Here is a 20,883-nt window from a genome sequence, read left to right as displayed (position 1 = left end):
TCTGAAGCTGCTTCATATCAAAACAAACTAATACAAACAAAATCGAACTTAATAACTTGAAATAGATGTTAGATTGTGTTCAAATGAACATAATGATAGATGGTCGATAAGGTGCGATACGAGAAGCCTGCAGCATTCGTCGATTGCGTCGATGAGCTCGCTTCGGTCTTTGCGCTTTGTTGCCAGCTCGTCTGCACGCACGGCGTTTTTCGCGCACAAAGGAGGACACATGAGAGTCGTCATCGCATCCGACGCCGAGGGCATGTCCCTCAAGGAAATCATCAAAGATGTGCTCATCGCCGATGGTCATGAGGTGGTCGATTATTCCGAGGAGCCCGCAGCGGACTTCGTGGATTCCGCGCTCGCTGTGGCGCACGACCTGCTCGAGCACGAGGGCTCGCTCGGCTTCGCCTTCGACGGCTACGGCGTGGGCAGCTACATGGCTGCTACCCGGGTGAAGGGCATGGTGGCCGCCAACATCTCCGACGAGCGCTCCGCCTACATGACGCGCGAGCACAACAACTGCCGCATGGTGTGCATGGGCCCCAAGGTCGTCGGCCCCGAGGTCGCTACGAAGATCGCGCGCGAGTTCCTCGCCGCCGATTACGCCGCCGGACGCCATCAGATTCGCGTTGACATGCTCAACAAGATGGCTTAGCCAGCGTGAAATCAGGACAGAGGATTTTTTACATGAGAGGGGACTCGGTATGATTATCGCACTCGGTTGCGACCATATTGTCACTGATGAGAAGACCTACCTGCACGACCGCCTCGAAGAGGCGGGCTACGAGGTGCTGGACCTCGGCACCTATAGCCACACGCGCACCCACTATCCCATCTACGGCAAGGCGGTGGGCGAGGCCGTGGCATCCGGCCGCGCCGACCTGGGCGTGGTGCTCTGCGGTACGGGCATCGGCATCACCAACTCCGTTAACAAGGTTCCGGGCGCCCGCTGCGCCCTCGTCCGCGACATGACGAGCGCGCTCTACGCCCGCCGCTGCCTCAACGCCAACGTGGTCGGTTTCGGCGGCAAGATTACCGGCGAGTTCCTCATGGCCGATGTCATGCTCGCGTTCCTCGAGGCAGAGTACGAGGCCACGCCGGAGCACGATGCGCTCGTGGCGAAGCTCGACGCTATCAACCAGGCCGATCCCGAGGCGCAGGCCGACCCGCACTTCTTCGATGAGTTCCTTGAGAAATGGGACCGCGGCGAATATCACGACTAGCGAGATGAGACAGTTGTACCGGGTTAAACTGTCTCACGCACGCCGGGGGAGACAGTTGTGCCAGGCTAAACTGTCACGTTTTGCGGCTATCGGTAACGAGCCCTGATCGGTCGTCTTGCACCGCCCCATCTCCCAAGGTTGCCTCGCGGTAGCATCGACGAAGTCCCGTTCGCATTTCAGCGAGCGGGACTGCTCATGTCGCGAGGCCCTGCGGCGGGGGTTACAATATGGATACTTACATCCTGCTTCAAGGAGGAGCCATGATTCTCACGGTAACGATGAACCCGTCCATCGATACGGCGTACCACATCGACCACCTGGTGATCGATGACGTGAACCGCGTCGTGCCCGAGAAGACTGCGGGCGGCAAGGGCCTCAACGTGAGCCGCGTACTCGTGCAGCTGGGCGACGAGGTGCTGGCCACCGGCCTGCTCGGGGGCCATATGGGCGAGTTTCTTGCCGACCGCATGACGGACGACCATATCCCGAACGACTTCACGCCCATCGCGGGTGAGAGCCGCATCTGCATCGCGGTGCTCCACGACGGGAACCAGACCGAGTTTTTGGAGAGCGGCCCCACCGTCTCCTCGGAGGAGCTCGACGCCTTCATGGCGCATTTCTCCGAGCTGGTCGAGAAGGCCGACTGCGTGACGATCTCTGGCAGCTTGCCCAAGGGCGTGCCGGCGGACTGCTACGCCAAGATGGTTGCGGTTGTGGCCGCGGCGGGTAAGCCCGTGCTTCTCGATACCTCGGGCGCCTCGCTCGATGCCGCGCTTGAGGCCGAGGTCAAGCCGACGCTTGTGAAGCCCAACCTCACCGAGATCAATGGCCTTTTGGGCACGAGCTTCACGCCCGACGACCTGCCCGCCCTGCAGGCTGCCCTTGCGGCCGATGAGCGCTTCTCGGGCATTCCTTGGGTTGTGGTGACCATGGGTGGCGCAGGCGCCGTTGCCTTCCATGGCGAGAAGGGCTATCGCGTTGTCATGCCGAATATCCCGGCGGTCAACGCCACCGGTTCCGGCGATTCCACCATCGCCGGCTTCGCTCACGCGCTCGCGCGCGGTGCTGGCGACGATGAGGTCCTTCGTTGCGGCAACACCTGCGGCAAGCTCAACGCCATGGATCCCAAGACCGGTCACCTGGTCATCGAACGCTGGGACGAGGTCTATAACGCGGTGCAGATCACCGAGCTGTAACGAACGCAGCGACGCGGCACCCGCGCATTCACGGGCGCTTTGCCGCAGCACTATCGCGTTTGCGGGCACCCCACAGCGGCACCCGCGCATTCACGGGCGCCTTCCAACAGCACCGTCGATTTTCGGGCAGGAAATCGCAGAAAAAGAGGCTATAAAAAGCCCTATTCTGCGATATCCTGCCCGTTAACGTTTGGCTACGAATAGCGTGCTGGCGAGATGCCGTGCTTGTCGCCCGCTCAGCACGCAGCCGCGTTGCGCTGCCGCCTTCCCGCCGCAATCTGCTAGCCGGCCTACTGGTCGGCTGGAGCCACGATAAGCTCGCACCCCGCCTCCTCGGCATCGGCCGCAACGAGGCCGTGGGGATCGGCGTCTACCACGATGGCTTCGACGCCCTCGAGCGTTCCGAACCAAAGAAGCCCGGGCGCATCGATTTTCGAGGCGTCCATGAGCACGTAGGTCTCGTTCGCGCAGTGCAGGAACGCCTGCTTGAGCTCGGCCATCTCCTGGTTGTTGGTCATAAGACCACGTCCGGGCACGTATGAGGTGGGCGTTACGAACGCTTTGTCCGGCCTGAGCATCTCGAGCATGCGCAGGGTGAGCGGCCCCGTGATGTAACGATGCCCCTTGCGCAGGCTCCCTCCCAAGATGATGACATCGAGCGCCGGGGCGGACCGGTCGATATAGTCGGCGATGCTGAAATCGTCGGTAACGATGGTGATGCCCGTATGGTCGGCGAGCGCCCTCACGAATTCGAGCGCGGTGGTTCCGGAGTCCACGAGCACCGAGTCCCCATCTTGCACGAACGCGGCCGCGGTTCGCGCGATGGCGCGCTTTGCCTCGGCATTCACGTTAACGCGCTTGTCTTGGACCGATACGGTGAGCGTTTTGGACAGCGAAATGGCTCCTCCGTGCGTGCGCCTGAGCTTACCATCGCGGGCGAGGGCATCAAGATCCGCACGGGCGGTGACGCGCGAGACGCCGAAGCGTTCGGCAAGCTGGGAGACCTGCACCGAGGCGGTGCGGTCAAGCAGGGAAAGTATCTCGGCCCGACGTTCCTCAGGGGTACGCATGGCCTGCTTTTCCGCGGTGTCCAGCATGGCGGCTCCCAACTATGTGATGCTACGCGAGCGTCTCGAGGACCTGCACTGGCCGTGCCCCATCGTTGCAGGCAGAGGCAACGAGCCCCTCAGGGTCATAATCCATGATGACGCAGTCGACGTCGTGCGGCTTGGCGAAGCGCAGGAACAGCTGGCTCGCGCCGACCTTCGTCGCGTCCATGAGGATGATCTTGCTGCGTGCGTGGCGCATGAACTCGACCTTGGCGCGCGCGGTCTCCTCGTATTCAGCAAGGAAGCCAAAGCTCGGCTCGAAGCCATCCGCACCAAGAAAGACCTGGTCAACATAGACATCCGCGAGGCTTGCCGCGAGAAACGAGCCGGTGTAGTGGCGCCAGGTGCGTGCAAGCTGCCCACCCGTCGAGATGATCGTTACCTGGGGCATGTGCTGCTCGGCAAACTCGATGATGTGGCAGGAATTCGTAACGATCGTAAGGTTCTGCTTCTCGGTCAGAGCCTTCACGAATTCCAGAGTCGTTGAGCCCGAGCCCACAAGGATCATCTCGCCGTCGCGCACGCGCTCAGCAGCGGCTTGGGCTATGGCCTGTTTGGCGCGCACGTTCTTGTGGATGCGCTTCGAAACGACGGGAACGATGTATTCGCTTGCAGGCACCGCACCTCCATGGGTGCGCTTCAGGCGACCTTCGTCTTCGAGGTAGGCAAGGTCGTTGCGAATGGTCACTGCGGAAACCCCGCACCGCGCGCGAACGTCGGACACACTCACCGATCCGTGGTCGCGGAGCATGCTGAGGATGAGCCCGCGCCGTTCGCTGGCAAGCATGTGGCGGTCGGGGGCATCTGCTTGGGCGGAGGCCTGCTCGGATGCCGCCGTCGCGGCGCTGGGAGCGGGCGACTGCGCGGGCGTTGCGGTGGTTGCTGCGGCGTTCGCGGCAGCCCGTTCGGATGCCGGCGCCGATGGGGTCGATGTCGTTTGGTCTGCCATGACGTGCCTTTCCAAATGTCGCTGCATAAAAATGCGGCGCAACGAGATGATACCATCCCCTTGCGCCGCATCTCGTCCGTGCGCCTCGGGGCGCGCGGCTGCGAATGCGCCTTTAGGCTTGCGCCTCTACGCGACCTGCCTCACGTGCACGGTCTTGGCAAGCTCGTCAACGCGGGCGAAGTCTCCCAGCCCCGCACACATGGTAACGTTGGCGCCGGTTGCCATGGCGCGCGTGAGCGCCGGCTCCACGGCTCCGCGGTCGGCGAGCCACAGCGACAGGAAGCTTGCGAGGGTGGCGTCTCCCGCGCAAGCCGTAGAGAGAATCGAGTCCTTCTCGGCGGCGTTTGCATGCCACACGTGCTCTCCGTTCGAGAAATACGCGCCGTCACCGCCAAGGGTGAGCAGCACGTTTTGCGCGCCGCGCTCATGCAAGCGGCCGAGTGCGGCCACGGCGTCGGCGCGAGACTCGATGGCCTCGCCGAAGATATCGGCAAGCTCATCGTCGTTCGGCTTGATGAGCAGCGGCTTCTTCTCGATGAGCTCGCGCAGATGCGCATGCGAGATGTCGAGCACGAACTCGGCGCCCTTCTCTCGCACAATGTCGATGACCTCGTCATAGAAGCTCGGGTCCATCTCGGGCGAGAGGCTGCCCGACACGATGAGGCAGCTCATATCGTCGAGCCCGCGCAGCAGCTCGAGCAGCTCCTCCTGCTTGGTGCGCGGTACCGGGGCTCCGGCGTTCGGCATGACGAACTCGCCCTCCGGTGTGGAGAGGAACACGTTGATGCGCGTGATGCCATCGATTTCGATGGGTTTGACCGGGCAGATGCGCCCCGCCTCGCGAACGATGAACTCGCCGGAGAAGCCACCGAAGAAACCCAAGATCGTCGAGTCGACGCCGTAGTGCTTCAACGTGAACGAGACGTTGAGGCCTTTGCCGTTGGGCGTGTAGACCGCGTCGCGCGTCCGGTTGATGTGGTCGTGCGAGAGCGTGTCCGACGTGATGTTCATGTCGATGGCGGGGTTGGTGGTGAGCGTGTAAATCATGGAGGGCCTTTCTTGAGGGGAAGGGGAGCGAAGCGCGCGGCTTCACTCCCCGATGATACCCCTTGCGAGCGTTTAGGCGTTCAAGCGGTCGTTGATGAGCTTGGCGATGGTCGCCGCGTCATCGGTTCCCTTGACGGCGGAGCGGAATTCGTCGTCCATGAGCGCCTCGGCAACCTTGGAGAGCAGCTTGAGGTGCGTGGTGCCGGCCTCGGTATCGGGGATGAGGAGCGCGATTGCAACCTCGACGGGCTTCTGGTCGAGCGTCTCCCAGCCAGCAATGTCGGAGGTCTTGATGGCCATCACGGCGGCGTTGGTCACCGTGGTCGACTTGGCGTGCGGAATGGCGAAGTTGTCCGTCATGCCGGTGGTTCCCATGTCCTCACGGGCGATGAACGCGCTCATGAGCTCATCGGCGTCCTGGGCGATGCCCTGCTCCACGGCCTTCTTCGAGACGAAGGTGAGGAGCTCGTCGCGGGAGGCGAAGGACTCGCCCACGAAGACCTGCTCGGGCTTCACGAAGTCGGTGGTCTGCGGTGCCTGTGCGGCGGGCGCGGCCTTCACGGCAGCGGTCGCGGTGCCGGCGGTTTCGAGCACCGGCTGCTCGGCGTCCTTCTTGGCGTTCTTGTCGTAGTCGTACTTCTTGAACGCGGTGAAGAGCACGCCGCCCACCACGGTGCCGATGAGGATGGCGAGCACCCACAGCGGGCCGTTCTCGACGACCGGAAGCACGAGGAAGCCACCGTGCGGCGCGGGATCGTGAACGTTGAAGAAGATGGTCAGGATGGATGCGATGGAGGAGCCGATCATCATGATGGGCATGACCGGGATGATGTTCTTGGTCATGAACGGAATGGCGCCCTCGGTGATGTGGGTGCAGCCCAGGATGAGGTTGACGATGCCCGCGTCGTGGTCTTCCTGGCTGAAGTACTTCTTGCCCACGATGACGGCGAAGGTGGTGATGAGCGGCGGAACGATGCACGCGGCGGAGACGGCGGCCATGAAGTTGGTGCCGAAGTTGTAGGTCTCGGTGCCCACGCCCGCTTCAAGGGCGGTACCCAGAAGCAGCGTGCCGGTGGTGTAAGCGGCCTTGTTGACCGGGCCACCCATGTCGAAGGCGCACATGCAGCCAATGGCGAGGCCCAGAACCACGGGGCCGGAGCTGGAGAGACCCTGCAGGAAGTCCATCATGCCCTGGTTGATGGCGGCCATGGGGCCGGAGATGCCGAGCATGACGAGACCCACGATCGCAGTGGAGCACAGCGGATAGAGGAAGATCGCCTTGAGGCCGTTCAGGCTCTCGGGAATCTTGGAGAAGACCTTCTCGAGCAGCACGATGGTGTAGCCGGAGAGGAAGCCGCCCACGATGCCGCCAAGGAAGCCGAAGCCCACGCCCGAGCCGCCGGCGTCGATGAGGCCGGTCTCAGCGTTCACGGGCAGGCCCTGGATGGCGATCATGCCGGCCACGAAGCCGGGGACGAGTGCCGGGCGCTTGCCGATGGACTCAGCGATGTATGCCGAAAGGACGGGCACCATGAGGTTCATGGCGATGCCGCCGATGATCTTCAGCATGGCGGCGAAGGAGTTGTAATCCGAGGCGGTGGAGTCGTAAGACGTGATGCCCCACAGGAACGAGATGGCGGTGAGCACGCCGCCCGCGACCACGAAGACCAGCATGTGGCTGACGCCGTTCATGAGGTGCTTGTAGATCTGGTGGCCGATGGATTCCTTCTCTTCGAGGTCGTCATCGTCTGCCGCTGCAACGACTGCGGAGTCGTCGCCCTTGGCGGCGAGGGCACGGTCGATGAGCTTGCCGGCTTCTTCGACCGAGAGCGCCTTGGAGACGCCCACGGAAACCATGGGCTTGCCAGCGAAACGCTCAGCCTGAACGTCTTTGTCGGCGGCGACAACGACGGCGCGCGCCGAGGCGATTTCGCTGCGCGTGAGCTCGTTCTCGATGCCAACCTGGCCGTGGGTCTCGACCTTGATGGTGAGCCCGCGTTCGGCGGCTGCCTTCTCGAGCGCCTCCTTCGCCATGAAGGTATGCGCGATGCCCGTTGGGCAACCGGTGGCCGCGATGATGTCGTACTGTGCCACGCAGCCCTCCTTTCGAATTCTCGACGCCTGAGCGCCGAACCCTATGGGAACACGATTCCGCACCGCAGCGCCGATTGCTTGGCCGGCTCACGGCTTAGACACGATGCGACTTCTTGCGGTAATGGTATACGAAAGATTTCGAAAGAATCTATTGACCTGCAGAATTGATGCAAGTCTGTAGTTCACCGGTCAATTTGAACCGTTTATGCTTTCGATTTTGCCGAAATGATTAAAAACGAAAATGCGCGTGGTGGCGCGCTAGACGGGGAGGGCGGTGCGCTGGCGGAAGAGCGGCGCGCTGGCGGGAGAGCGGCGCGCTGGCCGGGACGAGCCGCGCGCCGACGGGGGAGGGCGGCACGCTGGCCGGGACGAGCGGCGCGCTGGCCGTGAACGAGCCGCGCGCTAGGGAAATGCTGATTATCGGGCGTCGGAGACGTCCACCCCGTCGAGGTTTCAACTTTTGGGCACTTCCCGACGCGGCGGGCGGGTAGAGGAAAGCGAGGGGAAGGGAAAGGCGCAGCTCAGGAGGCCGGTGCCCTCCCGGATGTGGCGTTGATACCCTGGCCCTCCGCTCCGAAGTGCCCAAAAGCTGAAATCGCGATCGCCCCAAAGATAAAAACAGCGTTTCCCGAGGGCGAGCGGCGTCCGCCCAGCTGGGAAATTCGACAGCCGGTTCCATGAATATGCAGATAGTGTGTTTCCTTTCAAGCTTAAAAAGAAAATAAAAGCAACAATAATGCTTTCCTTTATATGCAAAAAGCATGTAGAGTTCGCATTTCTAGCCATATTAGCCAAGTCGAGCCTTGTGTTTTCTTGCTCTTTTGGCGGAGCCCGCCCGAAGGATTCTGATTCTGCTCTTGCCTTGTGCTGCGTACAATAAACGCAAGGTTTAGCTGCCTTTGGCAGGGAGAGGAGACACAATGCTCGTTACCACTAAGGAGATGCTGCTCGACGCGCAGAAGAATCACTACGCTGTGGGCGCCTTCAATGTCGAGAACCTCGAGTTCGTGATGGCGGTCCTCGCCGCCGCGGAGGAGACCAAGTCTCCCGTGATCATGCAGACCACCCCCGGCACCATCAAGACTGCCGGCCTCGACTACTTCTACGGCATGGTTGCCGCCGCTGCCGCCCGCACCGACGTGCCCGTGGCGCTGCACCTCGACCATGGTGACGGCTACGACCGCTGCATGCAGGCCTTCCGCACCGGCTACACCTCCGTCATGATCGACGGCAGCCACGAGTCCTTCGAGGACAACATCGCCCTCACCGCGAGCGTTGCCCGCGCCGGTGCCGCCATGGGCGTGCCGGTTGAGGCCGAGCTCGGCAAGGTCGGCGGCAAGGAGGACGACGGCCCGGCGGTCGAGGGCGAGAACCCCTACACCGACCCCGAGGAGGCGCGCGAGTTCGTCGAGCGCACCGGCTGCACCTCGCTCGCTATTGGCGTGGGCACTGCGCACGGCGTCTACACCGAGACCCCGCACATCGAGCAGGAGGTCGTGAAGGCCATCCGCGCCGCCGTGGATGTGCCGCTCGTGCTGCACGGCACCTCCGGTGTGCCCGATGAGCAGGTGGCCGAGGCCGTGAAGAACGGCATCTGCAAGGTGAACTACGCCACTGAGCTGCGTCAGGCCTACACCAAGGGCTACATGGCCTTCATGGCCGAGAACCCCGGCGTGTTCGACCCGAAGAAGCCCGCCAAGCAGGGCATGGCCGAGATCACGAACATCGTGAAGGTTCGCATGGAGAACCTGGGCTCCGTGGGCCGCGCGTAGGTCCGAAGCCTTCCTAACTTCCGACGGTGGCGCCGGAGGTTCCACGCCGATGTCCTTGCGCTTTGCGCTGCGGATTACGGCTTGGGAACCTTCGGCGCCACTTGCATCTAGAGGCTTCAAATAGGGGATGGGAGTGCCGTGGTAAGGGCTTCGTTGCAGCTGCTGAGTTGGAGCGGCAACAGGGTCGGCGCCGCGGCAGTTGCGCCATCCGAGCGTCTTCTCGCACATTCATCCTCCCGCATAGCATCGCATTTTCGGGCGGGAATTCGCAGTAAAGAGGGGTTATTAATAGCTTCATTTTGCGATTATCTGCCCGAAAACTTTTTCGTCTAGTGGGGGATGGCCTGGTGGGGGGTTCGTCCTGATGGAAGGTTTCGCCCGGCTGGGTTCGTCCGGCTAGAAGACTTCGCTCGGCCGGTCTTGTCCTGTTAGAGGGTTCCATCCAACTGAGGGACTGTTCTTCCAGGGCATACGTGGTCCATGGGCGTCCAACGCAACCTTCGTGCAAGCAACAGGCAAACATTTGGTAAGAACTTCGTAGGACCCGCGCCATGCTGGGGGTTCTTGCTTTATGGTCTGAGGGGATGCAGAAAATGCGCGCGTCGCGTCATATCATTTCGACGTGCAATTCTCTACTATAGACAAATGGAACGGGCCAGCGCCGCGCCGCTCCGCAGGCTATGACGAACGGCTCAGATGGAGGAATTCATGAACAAGCGCACCAAGATCGTATGCACCATGGGACCGGCGTGTGACGACGAGAACATCCTTCGTGAGATGATTCTTTCGGGCATGAACGTCGCCCGCTTCAACTTCAGCCATGGCAGCCATGAAGAGCACCATGAGCGCATGGAGCGCGTGAAGCGCATCTCCCGCGAGCTCGACATCCCCGTGGGCATCCTGCTCGACACCAAGGGTCCCGAGATTCGCACCGGCTTCCTTGAGGGGCATGCCAAGGTCACGCTTGTTGCCGGCAACCAGGTTACGGTGACTGCCGCCGAGACCTCCGAGGAGCTCCAGGGCACCGCCGAGCATTTCTACCTCGACCACCTCGAGCTGCCGCGCGAGGTGCACGAGGGCAGCACGATCCTCATCGACGACGGCCTCATCGGCCTCACCGTCGATAGCGTCGAGGGCCAAGACATCCTCTGCACCGTTCAGAACGGTGGCGAGCTTGGTGAGAAGAAGGGCGTGAACGTGCCCAACGCGAAGCTCTCGCTGCCGAGCATCACCGAGCAGGACCGTTCGGATATCCTCTTCGGCTTGGAGGAGGGCATCGACTTCATCGCTGCCTCCTTTATCCGCGATGCCGATGGCGTGCGCGAGATTCGCCATCTCTGCCGTGAGAACGGCGGCGAGCACGTGGACATCTTCCCCAAGATTGAGTGCGCGCTGGCGGTCTATCACTTCGACGAGATCCTCAAGGTGTCCGACGGCATCATGGTCGCCCGCGGCGACCTGGGCGTAGAGGTGGCACCGGAGGTGTGCCCCACCATCCAGAAAGAGATCATCGCTAAGTGCAACGCGGCGAGCAAGCCGGTCATCACGGCCACGCAGATGCTCGATTCCATGATTCGCAACCCGCGCCCCACGCGCGCTGAGGTTACCGACGTTGCCAACGCGATCAACGACGGCACGGATGCGGTTATGCTGTCCGGCGAGTCCGCCGCTGGCAAGTACCCGCTCGAGGCCGTGCGGATGATGGCGAACATCGCGCTCACCACCGAGGCGACGATTCCCGAGCACAAGCCGTTCGATTTCGACCTTATCGATCCCGGCCGCAACCGCGTCAACGCCGCCGTGGGTCTCTCCGCGGTAACCACGGCGTTCAACGTGGGCGCCAAGGCCATCCTTACGCCGACGAACTCTGGCCGCTCTGCGCGCCTCGTGTCCAATTTCCGTCCGGTGCTGCCCATCCAGGCGGCTACGCCCAACGAGTGGGCCATGCGCAAGATGACCGTGTACTGGGGCGTTGAGCCCAAGCTTTCCGGCCACACCGTGGGGAGCATCGCGTACGTGGTGAACAACGCGATGGTCGAGGCCAAGGAGTCTGGCATCGTGAACAAGGACGACCTCGTGGTCGTGACCGCCGGTGACCCCGCGATCCCCGTGATCGTGCCGGGCAGCCAGGTGTCCACCAACGTGGTCTACGTCGCGCAGGTGCTGTAAGAGGTCTTCGAGCGCGAGGCGTGCTGGGGCGGGGCGCACCGTGCCCCGGTGGACGCCGCGATCCGGCGGGCCGTGCCCCAGTGGGCGTGTCTCAACGGACGCCGTGACCTCGGCGAGTGCCGCGCTGCGGCGGGCCGTGCCCCTGCCGCCTTCTGAATATGATCGCTGCGATGTGCAGGCGGAGGTCCAGAATTGGGCCTCCGCCTTGTGCGTTGCTGCCGCCTTTTCCTGCAGATGGTCGTTGCTGGCATATCGGTGTCGAACGAGCGTCGCCGATTTGGAGTTACATGAGGCCGCAACGCGTCGAATGCGGCAGATATGGAGTTATCGGCAGCGTCCCCCTCGCTCAGCGCTGCAGATACGGAGTTATTAACGGCGAGCGCTGCAGATACGGAGTTAAGGACGTCTGCCGGGGCCGGTAACTCCAGATTTGCAGCGCTCGGCGCGGGTAACTCCATATCTGCGACATCGAACGGCGCGTAACCCCTTATCTGCAGAGCTGAGCGGCAGCGTGCACGCACCGGGCCGGGCGAGTGCCGAGCGCATCGGCGCGGCGGCCGTCCTACTCCTTCACCGACCGGGCGAAGGTAATGGCCTCGGCGACAGCGTCCTGCGGGGTTGCCCAGCTGGTCACGAAACGGACAAGCCCGCGTCTGGTACCGGAAGGGTCGTCGGCCGCCATGGGTTCGCAGCCGAGACCCTCGGCAAGGCTCGCCGCCTCTCCCGGCGTGGCCCAGAAGAACTGCTGGTTGCCCGTTGTCGAAAGGAGCGGCTCGTAACCGGCGTCTGCGAGGCCGCGCGCGAGCTCGACAGCGCAGGCGTTCGCATGCCGTGCGAGCTGCCAGTAGAGCACCTCGCCCGCCGCATCGCGCGTTGCGGGGTCAAAGGCCGCCTCGTACATCACGCCCATCACGCGCCCCTTTGCGGTGAGCTGCCCCGCGCGCTTGGTGAGGTAGGGGAGCCGTTCGATGGCGCGTCTGCCGCGCGCGGTGCGCGGGTTCACCACGAGAGCTTCGCCGAAGAGCATGCCGTTCTTCGTTCCTCCCAAGGTGAACGCGTCCGCTCGCTCAGCGATGTGCTGAATGGTGAGGTCTGTGCCCGCCGCCATGCAGCCGCTTGCCATGCGTGCGCCGTCCACGTAAACAGCGAGCTCGCGCTCGGTGGCCCAATCACAGAGCGCATCGAATTCGGCGCGCGTATACACATATCCGAGCTCGCTTGTCTGCGAGAAGTAGAGCATGCCGGGGCGCGTGGTGGCGGCGCCGTTTGCCACGCTGGCGGCCCAAAGCGGCTCCATGCCAGAGCAGGTGAGGCGGCCCAAAGGGTCGCGCGTGGCCAGGAGGCGCCGTCCGCAGGCTTCAATCGCGCCCGTCTCGTGGATGGTGGGGTGCGCGTCGGCGGCGCAGAGCGGGCCCTCGAACTCCTCGGTCAGGCTTGTGATGGCAAGGATGTTCGCTGGCGTACCCCCCGGAACGAAGGCGACGGAGGCGTCTGGTTGCCCGATTTCGGTGCGGATGAGCTCGGCCGCCCGGGAGCAATGCTCGTCGGCTCCGTAGCCCACGCACTGCTCGAGGTTGGTTCGCACAAGCGCGTCGAGAATCGCGGGCGCGGCGCCCTCGCTGTAGTCGTTGCGGAATTGATGCATGGGTGCCTCTTTCATACGCGTCGGTTCGTGCGGCTGGATTGAAGGTGCGGCAGTGGGCCGGCAGCTGCTTCAGGGCCGAGGGCCGCTTCCGGCTCATTTGCCACGCCTTCACCGTCAACTCGACAGTTTACTCCGACTCCGCCATCGCGGCCCATTGCCAACTTATGTCGAGATTGCCCTTGCGGGTGGGCTCGGTTTGCGAGGGAAAACTCGCGCCCATATAATAAGTGCCCGAATAGCACGAGACCGTGGCGCGAGCGAGCTTCTCGGGTAGGCTGACTCGCCGCGCGGGGCGATTGACGATGGGAAGGCATGCCATGCAGGCACAGAAAGCAGAGGGCACCAAGGACCTGATCGGGCGCGAGATGCGCGCATGGCAGCGCATGCAGCGCGTGGCTGCCGAGGTGTTCGGGCCGTACGGTTTCGAGCCCGTGGAGACGCCTGCCATCGAGCAGGTCGACGTGTTCGTGCACGGCATCGGGCAATCTACCGACGTGGTGCGCAAGGAGATGTTCCGCGTATTCTCTGGCGCCAACCTTGAGCGCGCGCTCGCGGAGGGCACGGACGCCAAGCTCAAGGCCAAGCAGCGCCTCGCGCTTCGTCCCGAGGGCACGGCCGGCGTGGTGCGCTCCGTGGTAGAGAACAACCTCGTGCCGCAGGGTGCCTCGCCCGTCAAGCTCTACTATGCCGAGGCGATGTTTCGCGGCGAGCGCCCGCAGAAGGGGCGCCTGCGCCAGTTCCACCAGGTGGGTATCGAATGGCTCGGCGCGCCCGATCCGGCGGCGGATGCCGAGTGCATCATCATGCTCATGGAGTTCTACCAGCGCCTAGGCTTCGACCTTTCCAAGCTGCGCCTGCTCATCAACTCGATGGGCGATCCGGCGTGCCGGCCTGCATACCGCGATAAGGTGCGTCAGTTCATCCTCGACCATGCGGACGATATGTGCGACGAATGCCGCGAGCGTGCGGAGCTCAACCCGCTGCGCGCCTTCGATTGCAAGAACGACCATTGCCGCGAAATCATGAAAGACGCCCCGCTCATGCGCGATGAGCTGTGCGACGAATGCCGCGGCCACTACGAGCAGGTTAAGCGCTATCTCGATGCGGCGGGCATCGCCTATATCGAGGACCCGACCCTCGTGCGCGGTCTGGACTACTACACGCGCACGGTCTTCGAGGTGGAGGCGCCGGGCGCCGGCGTGGGTTCCATCGGCGGTGGCGGGCGCTACGATGGGCTCGTGGAGCTCGAGGGGGGTAAGCCGACCCCGGGTGTTGGCTTTGCGGTGGGCTTCGAGCGGGCCATGCTCGCACTCGGGGCGTTCGGCGTGGAGCTTGGCGACGAGCTTGAGCCCTGCGTGTACGTGGCGAACGCCGGCGACGAGCTTCGCGGTGAGGTGTTCGGCATCACCCATGAGCTGCGCCAGGCGGGTGTGCGAACCGAGGCAAACTATCAGGGCCGCTCCCTCAAGAGCCAGTTTAAGCAGGCCGATAAGCTCGGCGTGCGCCTCATCGCGGTGGTGGGTGGCGATGAGCTTGCCCAGGGCGTCGTGCGCCTGCGCGACATGGCAACGCATGACGAAGCGCTCGTTGCGCGCGATGAGCTCGTTGAAGAGGTTCGCGCGCGCTTGTGAGCCCCTAAGGCTCGGCTCTAGGGCTGCAGCTATAGTCGTGGTTCGCGGGTCGCGGGACCCCGGTTGCAGCTATAGTCGTGGTTCGCGATATGAACAGAGATATGAATAGTCGTTATCGCTTCGGCGGCATGCGGCCGCAACGGAGCAACTTCCCTATAATGTGACGCGGCGTGCCCATTGTGGGATGTTCCCGACCAGTAAGGAGGCACCGTGAAGAGTGTAAGCAACGGCGGCTATCTAGGCGGCGAGGTGGCGGAGCATAAGCTCGGCGCTGCCGACACCGACCTCGTGATCAGAAGCTACGCTGAGATTGAGCTGCCCGAGAGCCTGCGCGATAACCTGGCGCTTTTCATGCGCTTGGAGCGGCAGGTGCTCCGCGACTACAGTCCGAAGCTTTGCGACACCTTTGATCAGCTGCTCAACAACGTGACCCGCGCCAACGAGGGCGATCCGGGCGGCATGGCGGCGGCTGAGACCACCGACGGGGAGGGTGTCCCGACCGCGGACACCGAGAGCGCCCGCGCGTTCCGCGATGCGGTGGCTATGCTCGACAGCCTTGATATCGACGAGAAGCAGATGGTGGTGCGCGCGTTTACGTCCTTCTTCCATCTGGCGAATCTCTCCGAGGAGAACTACCGCGTGGAGACGCTCCTTGAGCGCGAGCGCGAGGTTTCCATCGATTCGGCCATCGATTCGTCGAATGAGCTCACGGTGGCCTACGACCAGCTCGTGCGCGAGATGGGGGGCGGTCCGGCGACGCAGCTCTTGGCCAAGCTCGAGTTTCACCCGGTCTTTACCGCGCACCCCACCGAGGCGCGCCGTAAGGCCGTCGAAGGCAAGATCCGTCGCATTTCGCAGCTGCTGGGCGAGCATCCGCGCCTTGGCGGCTCTGCTCTCGTGGAAAACGAGCGGCATCTCTTGCAGGAGATCGACGCTCTCGTGCGCACGAGCCCCATCGCGGTGAAGAAGCCGACGCCCGTCGAGGAAGCCGATACCATCATCGATATCTTCGACAACACACTCTTCGACACCATTCCCGAGGTATATCGTCGTTTCGACGACTGGGTTCTGGGCGAGTATGCCGGCTCGGTGCCGCCGGTGTGCCCGGCGTTCTTCCATCCCGGTAGCTGGATTGGTTCGGATCGCGACGGCAATCCCAACGTCACCGCTAAGGTATCGCGGCAGGTAGCGGCTAAGTTCGCTACGCATATGGTTCAGAAGCTTGCCGAGAAGTGCCGCCGCGTGGGACGCAACCTCACGCTCGAGGCACGCTACACCAAGCCGTCCGACGAGCTGCTCAATCTCTGGAACCATCAGGTCGAGATGAGCGAGGTGCTCACGAGCCGCGCCGATGCCATCAGCGCGTCCGAGCCGCACCGCGCCGTGATGCTCGTCATGGCCGATCGCCTCGACGCCACGGTGCGTCGCAATGCCGACACCATGTATCGCTCTGCCGACGACTTCCTGGCCGATCTGCGCATCGTGCAGCGCTCGCTTGCCGATGCCGGCGCACCCCGCGCGGCGTACGGTCCGGTGCAGACGCTGATCTGGCAGGTCGAGACATTCGGCTTCCATATGGTCGAGATGGAGTTCCGTCAGCATTCGCTCGTGCACACGCGTGCGCTGGCCGATGTGCGCGAGCATGGCCGCCACGGCGACCTTGCGCCCATGACGCGCGAAGTGCTCGATACGTTCCGTGCGATCGGTTCCATCCAGAAGCGCTACGGCGAGAAGATGGCGCACCGCTACATCATCAGCTTCACCAAGAGCGCCCAGCACGTGGCCGACGTGTACGAGCTCGCTCAGCTTGCCTTCGCTCACCCGGAGGACGTGCCCGCGCTCGACGTGATTCCGCTCTTCGAACAGCTCGAGGACCTCGAGGGCTGCGTCGACGTGTTGAACGAGATGCTCGAGCTGCCCGCCGTGCAGAAGCGCCTGGCACAGACCAACCGCAAGATGGAAGTCATGCTCGGGTACTCGGACTCGTCGAAGGACGCCGGCCCCACGACCGCTACGCTCGCGCTCCACTCCGCGCAGGCGCGTATCGCCGAATGGGCAGAGAAGAACGATATCGACCTCGTGCTCATGCATGGCCGCGGCGGCGCCGTGGGCCGCGGCGGTGGTCCCGCCAACCGAGCGGTGCTCGCGCAGCCCAAGGGCTCGGTTAACTGCCACTTCAAGGTGACGGAGCAGGGCGAGGTCATCTTCGCGCGCTACGGCAACCCGCTTCTGGCCCGTCGCCACATCGAGAGCGTTGCCGCGGCGACGCTGCTCAACTCCGCGCCTTCCGTGGAGCGGACCAACACCGAGACCACCGAGTGCTATGCAGAGATGGCGGAACGCCTGAACGATGTCTCACATGACCGGTACCTCGACCTGCTGAACACCGACGACTTTGCGCCGTGGTTCTCTATCGTGACGCCGCTTACCGAGGTGGGCTTGCTGCCCATCGGCTCGCGTCCGGCCAAGCGCGGCCTGGGGGCGCAGTCCCTCGACGACCTGCGCACCATTCCGTGGGTGTTCTCGTGGTCGCAGGCGCGCATCAACCTGGCGGCTTGGTACGGCCTGGGAAGTGCTTGCGAGTCGCTCGGCGACCTTGAGCTTTTGCAGCGCGCATACCGTGAATGGCCGCTTTTCAGCACCTTCATCGATAACATCGAGATGTCCATCGCGAAGACCGACGGGCGTATCGCCAAGATGTATCTGGCGCTCGGCGACCGCGATGACCTTGCGAAAAAGGTGTACGACGAGATGCAGCTCACGCGAAAGTGGACGCTCGCCATCGTGGGCGACGCGTGGCCGCTGGAGCATCGCCATGTGCTTGGCCGGGCGGTGCGCGTGCGCAACCCCTATGTGGATGCCTTGTCGCTCGCGCAGGTGCGCGCGCTTCGCGTGGTGCGCGAGCAGCAGGAAGAACTCTCCGAGGAGGCGAAGGCGGAGCTGTTGTCGCTCATCCTTTCGACCGTGACCGGCGTTTCGGCGGGGCTTCAGAACACGGGGTAAGCAAAGGCCGTTCGCTCCCGACGGAGGGGCGGGCATATCGTGCTGCACTCAAACAGTCCTCGAACAAGGGTCCCTTCCGGGGCCCTTGTTCTGTGAAACTGCGCCAGCGCGATATGTCCGCCCTCCTGCGCTTACGGCCCTCGGCTTGTGGAGGAAGAAAAGATGGCGGCCTCCTTTATGTGCGGAGCCTCGCGCCAGCGCGATATGTCCGCCCGTCTTGCAAAACTGCGCCAGCGCGATGGTAGGCAGTGCCGTCGCCGGATTGCGTTTGTGCTTCTCGCTATGATTGTCGTACGAATTGTCGCTTTTGACTTTGAAAATCGTCCATTTCATTCGACAATTTTCGCGATAGCACTGAGTGGCATCGCAGCGGCATCAGGTGATCGGGGCCATCACTCAGCATCGAGTCGTTTTGCGAGAGCCGCATACTCGGGGCTCTGCGCGAGAGCTCCCCAGAGGCGTGCGTCGAGAATCATGTGTCGAGCGGCCTCGGGGTAGCGGGCGTAGCTTGCGCTCTCGCGCATATGGGCGAGCGCCTCATCGTCGGTAATCGCGGGCAGCATGTTGCTTGCGACGCGGTTTCCTAGCGGGTTCTCTGGAATGCGCCCGTTGCCGAGAGCGCATACCTCGCCTGACGCTCGCTCGAGCAGCTCGAGTGTCGCCGCATCATCGCCGAGCGTGTTCATGATCGTTGCGGCGGCGATATGCATAGCAGGCAGCGTTGGTGCGGAGCGATGAGAGAGGTCGAATGCGCGGTCGATTGCTTCCATCGCATGGACATATGCGGCGACCTCGGTCGCGGATGCTGCGCGCGTTAACAAGGTCCCTGCTAGCGAGGTCAGCTCTAAAGCGGATGCCGTCACGCATGCGGCGAGCGTCGCTGCGGCTTCTTCCTGCTCGCCGGCGGCCAGCTGCGCGGAGGCGAGTTCTGTTCCTACGCGATGCGTTTGCGCTTGGTAGAGTGGCGTGAGCCGCGCAATCGCTTCGGTGGGGTTGCCCGTGAGCACGGAGGACGCCGCGCAAACGCGCGTGGCATCAGCCATGAGCTCCGCGTCGCTGCATCCATCAAGCACCGGTTCGCAAAGCGAGCGTGCGTCCTCAGCTAGTGCGCACATCGTCTCTCGCGCACGTTCTTGTGCTCGCTCGTCATCAGGTGCGTCCTGGCAGATGCCGAACGCCACGTGGTTTGCAGCGCTCAGCAGCTCTGATGCCAAGCGAACGAGCAATTTCCAGCACGAACGATGCTCGCGTGCGCGCATTCGAACGTACGTCGCCCCTTGAGACGCATCGGCAGCGAGCTTCTCGCGAGCGGTTTGCGCGCACGTCTCGATTTCGGCATCGGTGAGGTGCGCTCGCCAATCAAAGAGCTCGTCAATGCTGAGCGCGAATTGCGCCGCAATGCTTGGTAGCAGCGCCGCGTCGGGCATGCTCTGACCAAGTTCCCACTTCGAGACGGCTGCTTTGGTTACTCCTAAGCGGCGCGCGAGTTCCTCCTGCGTGAGGCCGAGCGCTTTGCGTTCGCGGGCAACGACAGCTCCTATACGGTTGTCCATGGCGGTCCTTTCGCTTGGAAACGATACCCAGATGCATCCGCAACCATTGTGCGATGGATAAATCGGCAGGTAAAGCGAGTAATAGTTGACCTTTGCGGCTTGCTCGTCAACCGTTCGGTAGCCGGCGTGCGCGTCCAGCGGCGACCGCCGCGGCAACCGGCACCCAGGCTCGCGGGCGCCCCGTGATCGGTCCCAACTCTGCAGGCGGTAGACGTTGCCGGACCCAAGTGCGCGGACGCCCCGTGCACGGCCCCAACCCTGCAGGAGCAGACGTCGCCGGCACCCAGGCGCCCCGTGCTCCAGGGCTCTTTGCTAAGAAAATCGTCGTAAAGTTTGTCGATAATTGCATTCAAGAAGCGATAAATTGTTCGATAATTTCTTTCGGAATCCTCATTTCCTGATACAAGAGGGCAGTGCGCGGAGATTTCGCCCCCAAACGCTTGATGGCGTCAGCAACATGCGGATCGCGCGGAATCCCATAGGCGGTGAGCTTCTCTACGAAGTGTTTGGTGTTGATGAGATCTTGGTACGAGAGCCGGAGTATCGGCATGCGGTACATGGTGAGCTGCGCCTCGCGGTGTTGCTCGTCGGCCAGCGCGCGGATGGTCGTTTGGCCGCGCCGCGCTGCGTCTCGGGTGTACTTGATCATGCCGTCGACCTCGCCGATAACCGATCGTCCGCTTGCATGCTGCCAGAAGAAATCGACGCGATACGAGCGATCGGATTCAAGCGGGCGCGGAAGCTCGACCTGGAGGTCCGGTAGCGCGAATCCTTGGGTAATCATGAGCGCTCGAGCTACTGATTCCGCCCAGCTCTCGCTGCGCGCGTTGGCGTAGCTCAGGGTGCCGATAGCGCGGCTGATGTTGGCGCACCCTTTGCCGAAGCGCGCGAACGCGTCCTGAAGACGCTGCGGCCCGCTGTTCAAAAGCGCAAGCCCTCGGTCAGCGAGAGGGAGCCCCTCGACAAACGTGCTTGAGCGGAGGCAGTCAAACAGCGTCCGCTCGAGCGAGGTGACGCGCACGCCCTCGACGACGGTTTCGCTGTCCCCCTCGATGACGTGCCAAATGACGTTGCCGCCAGACCGTCGCATTGCGCGCGTGTTCACGACATGAATCGCGTCCATGCGGCGGTAGGTGAGCGGCAGCCCCCACACAAGAGCTGCGGATTCATGGCAAAACGTCCACGAGGGATGCAGCTTCTGCAATCCATGTACGATGCGGAGCGCTTGCTCGTCGGGGCGAAGCGCATTCCAGTATGCCGTGCGAGCAAAGAGCGAGCGGCGCGGCCGTACCACGTGCCCTGCGCGTGCCCGTTGGTTCAGCAGGCGGGCTGTGCGCTCACTTGGGGCAACCAAGCAGGTTTTGGAACGCTCCGCCTCGGCAAATAACCGGTCAAGTTCCTGGTCAACAGCCCTGCTCATACGGGCCTCCCCACATAGCCGAAAGCCGTAAAGCGCCACAACGGCGTGCGATGGCGCAACGCAGCGCCC

At 63.2% G+C, this 20,883-nt stretch carries 14 protein-coding genes; 7 read left to right on the top strand and 7 right to left on the bottom strand.

The genetic code is table 11. The features are described from left to right. The first annotated feature begins 229 nt into the window (after positions 1-229). From lacA to AC1VS5_RS02440, 3 genes are all read left to right on the top strand, one after another. Positions 230-658: a galactose-6-phosphate isomerase subunit LacA gene (gene lacA, locus AC1VS5_RS02450; protein WP_346679462.1), complete on the top strand. Its 429-nt coding sequence runs from the start codon at positions 230-232 to the stop codon at positions 656-658. A 49-nt stretch (positions 659-707) separates the two neighbouring features. Continuing rightward, on the top strand, positions 708-1,226 hold the full coding sequence (gene lacB / locus AC1VS5_RS02445) for a galactose-6-phosphate isomerase subunit LacB (RefSeq protein WP_019128883.1): 519 nt from the start codon (positions 708-710) through the stop codon (positions 1,224-1,226). Between the two features lie 260 nt (positions 1,227-1,486). Next, positions 1,487-2,422 carry a hexose kinase gene (locus AC1VS5_RS02440; protein ID WP_287748465.1) on the top strand — a complete coding sequence of 312 codons (936 nt, stop codon included), beginning with the start codon at positions 1,487-1,489 and terminating at the stop codon, positions 2,420-2,422. Between the two features lie 290 nt (positions 2,423-2,712). On the opposite strand, the gene AC1VS5_RS02435 is transcribed toward AC1VS5_RS02440, so the two are convergent. The 4 genes from AC1VS5_RS02435 to AC1VS5_RS02420 all read right to left on the bottom strand — a co-directional run bounded on the left by AC1VS5_RS02435 (position 2,713) and on the right by AC1VS5_RS02420 (position 7,561). Further along, entirely contained in the window at positions 2,713-3,519 is an 807-nt protein-coding gene (locus AC1VS5_RS02435; RefSeq protein WP_287748467.1) for a DeoR/GlpR family DNA-binding transcription regulator, read from the bottom strand. Between the two features lie 22 nt (positions 3,520-3,541). Beyond that, the gene (locus tag AC1VS5_RS02430; protein ID WP_287748468.1) at positions 3,542-4,480 is read right to left on the bottom strand and encodes a DeoR/GlpR family DNA-binding transcription regulator; all 939 of its coding nucleotides are present in this window, start codon (positions 4,478-4,480) and stop codon (positions 3,542-3,544) included. 126 nt (positions 4,481-4,606) lie between these two features. After that, positions 4,607-5,527: a 1-phosphofructokinase family hexose kinase gene (locus AC1VS5_RS02425; RefSeq protein WP_329740225.1), complete on the bottom strand. Its 921-nt coding sequence runs from the start codon at positions 5,525-5,527 to the stop codon at positions 4,607-4,609. A 72-nt stretch (positions 5,528-5,599) separates the two neighbouring features. Further along, entirely contained in the window at positions 5,600-7,561 is a 1,962-nt protein-coding gene (locus AC1VS5_RS02420) for a fructose-specific PTS transporter subunit EIIC (RefSeq protein ID WP_481217592.1), read from the bottom strand. A 980-nt stretch (positions 7,562-8,541) separates the two neighbouring features. On the opposite strand from AC1VS5_RS02420, the gene AC1VS5_RS02415 reads away from it, so the two are divergent. Together AC1VS5_RS02415 and pyk are read left to right on the top strand one after the other, a co-directional pair. Further along, positions 8,542-9,393, top strand: a complete 852-nt coding sequence (locus tag AC1VS5_RS02415; RefSeq protein ID WP_019128889.1) for a class II fructose-bisphosphate aldolase — start codon at positions 8,542-8,544, stop codon at positions 9,391-9,393. A gap of 708 nt (positions 9,394-10,101) precedes the next feature. Then, positions 10,102-11,562: a pyruvate kinase gene (gene pyk / locus AC1VS5_RS02410; RefSeq protein ID WP_481217577.1), complete on the top strand. Its 1,461-nt coding sequence runs from the start codon at positions 10,102-10,104 to the stop codon at positions 11,560-11,562. Between the two features lie 562 nt (positions 11,563-12,124). Here the strand turns inward: pyk and AC1VS5_RS02405 are convergent. Beyond that, positions 12,125-13,207: a threonine aldolase family protein gene (locus AC1VS5_RS02405; RefSeq protein WP_481217576.1), complete on the bottom strand. Its 1,083-nt coding sequence runs from the start codon at positions 13,205-13,207 to the stop codon at positions 12,125-12,127. Positions 13,208-13,524: 317 nt separating this feature from the next. Between AC1VS5_RS02405 and hisS the strand changes: the two genes are divergently transcribed. Both hisS and AC1VS5_RS02395 read left to right on the top strand, forming a co-directional pair. Then, the gene (hisS, locus tag AC1VS5_RS02400; protein ID WP_481217575.1) at positions 13,525-14,838 is read left to right on the top strand and encodes a histidine--tRNA ligase; all 1,314 of its coding nucleotides are present in this window, start codon (positions 13,525-13,527) and stop codon (positions 14,836-14,838) included. A gap of 288 nt (positions 14,839-15,126) precedes the next feature. Beyond that, positions 15,127-17,841 carry a phosphoenolpyruvate carboxylase gene (locus tag AC1VS5_RS02395; protein WP_481217591.1) on the top strand — a complete coding sequence of 905 codons (2,715 nt, stop codon included), beginning with the start codon at positions 15,127-15,129 and terminating at the stop codon, positions 17,839-17,841. Between the two features lie 392 nt (positions 17,842-18,233). On the opposite strand, the gene AC1VS5_RS02390 is transcribed toward AC1VS5_RS02395, so the two are convergent. Beyond that, positions 18,234-19,394, bottom strand: a complete 1,161-nt coding sequence (locus AC1VS5_RS02390) for a helix-turn-helix domain-containing protein (RefSeq protein WP_481217574.1) — start codon at positions 19,392-19,394, stop codon at positions 18,234-18,236. Between the two features lie 349 nt (positions 19,395-19,743). Then, positions 19,744-20,814: a type IV toxin-antitoxin system AbiEi family antitoxin domain-containing protein gene (locus AC1VS5_RS02385; RefSeq protein WP_481217573.1), complete on the bottom strand. Its 1,071-nt coding sequence runs from the start codon at positions 20,812-20,814 to the stop codon at positions 19,744-19,746. Positions 20,815-20,883: the final 69 nt, after the last annotated feature.

This window comes from Enorma sp. (genome assembly GCF_982429025.1).
The sequence above is the reverse complement of the archived record's forward strand: the minus strand, read 5'-3'. Positions and strand labels throughout refer to the sequence as shown.